Raw genomic sequence first — 1,716 nt, 5'->3', positions numbered from 1 at the left:
CATTATCGGGGACACTCACAAGGTAACGGGGAGGTCAGCATTGAAAACCCGCCGAACCCTCGGCGGGTTTGGTCGTGCCAGGCAATCTCTAGCCACGACTGCGAACGCCAGGACATGACAGAGACACGAGGCAAGGAAGTCGCTTGTGCGACTTCCGCGGCAGCACGAAAACGCGAACTATCGCCACACGGCAACGACTAATCAGAACGGCGGCTCTTCAACAACTCATCGCGCTTATCTCGCTGATACCGAGTCAGTAACTCTTCCGGCATTCGCAGAACCTTAATGTCTTCCAAAGCATCTAGGTCTTCTTGCGATGCATGGGTTTGAACGTGACCATTTCCCATCGACTCCGCGCAACTCTCTGAACGCATGCCAGAGAACATCATCGAACGCCTAGACCTTTTATAGAAAAAGAGACGATATATAGCTAAACTTAGTACTGCTGCTTATTATGTCTCGGAGCGAAAAGTAGAGCTTTGGTTAGTAGAACAGTTAGTACGTCCGCGTCATGCTCCTGCTTGGCATTAGCCATTGCGTTGACCCCTTCAGTGGCGGAGGCATCTACGGATCCCGCTTCGGTAGAACAATCCGGTGAGAGCAGTGCTTACACACGAGTTGAAAAGCCAGAAGGCGATAGTAGTGCTCCCGCCGCTCAGCCCTATGCTGCAACTCCAGACTATGGGCCGTGCGTACTCGAACCCACAGAAATTCATGTACGAACTAGGACCCACGACGGCGATGCGAAAATCATCGGTTTTAAGCCGGTGACTAAGTGTAGTCGTCCAGTAACTTCCATCAAACACGAGAGTAAACTTAAGTACCAGTATTGGACGGTATGGCGGGACGCACCATTAAAGTCTGGCGTTCCTACGCGCTCTTACAACAAAGGGCAATCCAAACTCGAACAGAAAAATGTTGAGTTTCATTGCAATGGCTTAGTGGATACAAACTTTATTGGCACGACAACAGGAACTATCGTAGACAACGATAAAACTTACACTGCGACTGTTAACACTAAGCCGTTTAGAGACGCATGCAAGGTTTAATAGGTAGCACTTCAAATAGCAGCAACCAGGCTAAAATTCTTGTGCTCTTTGCGCGTACGGAAGCTACGTATGACGAAGAATTTGTCGGAATAGCTTTAACCAGAGAGCAGGAGAGTGCCATGGGCGAGCATGTTGATTCTCCAAGAATAACCTGTTGGACTGAAGAAGTTCCCCTTCAAGGCTGGGAAGGGAAACTAGACAAGTCTCGTTTCCCGAAACTTGTCTATCTCGTTTTTAGAGAAGGGTATGCGCAACATTCCTCCGTGCGCTACCAGGAAATAAGCCCAGATATATTGGCTGCATTTACCACGCGTGAAGCAGCTCAGACTGATGTCGTTTCTCGGCAGAAAAAGGAGCCTTCATTCTTACCGAGTGAGTTTCATATATGGGAAGTCGAATTCGGGTTTTTGACCGAAAACTTCCGTGGCCAAGGCCCAGAAATCCCCATGTACTGAGCAGTACTTCTCGTCGGTTTTAAATTCTGTTGCAAGGAGAACGTAAGCATCTATACCGCTGAAAATGGCGGAATAGGCTCGATGAATTCTTATATCGGAATTGGGTTATCCGCAGTTTTAGGGATATGTCTCGTCGCCCCTTAGTTCAAGTTGAAGTGATTAGCTGGCGTGCGCAGGGTTTTCATCAGCTTCTCGCTGATCTCGTTGCCCCT

At 48.7% G+C, this 1,716-nt stretch carries 1 protein-coding gene; it reads left to right on the top strand.

Features of this window, described 5'->3' with window-relative positions:
* Positions 1-1,036: 1,036 nt before the first annotated feature.
* Positions 1,037-1,504 (top strand): hypothetical protein, encoded by a 468-nt coding sequence (locus tag HMPREF3067_RS10960; RefSeq protein WP_005527694.1) that lies wholly within the window; start codon positions 1,037-1,039, stop codon positions 1,502-1,504.
* Positions 1,505-1,716 lie beyond the last annotated feature (212 nt).

It is taken from the genome of Corynebacterium sp. HMSC04H06, assembly GCF_001815935.1.
Lineage (GTDB): Bacteria > Actinomycetota > Actinomycetes > Mycobacteriales > Mycobacteriaceae > Corynebacterium.
Note: the sequence above shows the minus strand (reverse complement) of the source record. Positions and strands in the feature narration are given on the sequence as shown.

Excerpts from the sequence above, each read along its gene's own strand:
- HMPREF3067_RS10960 (WP_005527694.1), top strand. The coding sequence starts at position 1,037 with ATGCAAGGTTTAATAGGTAGCACTTCAAATAGCAGCAACCAGGCTAAA.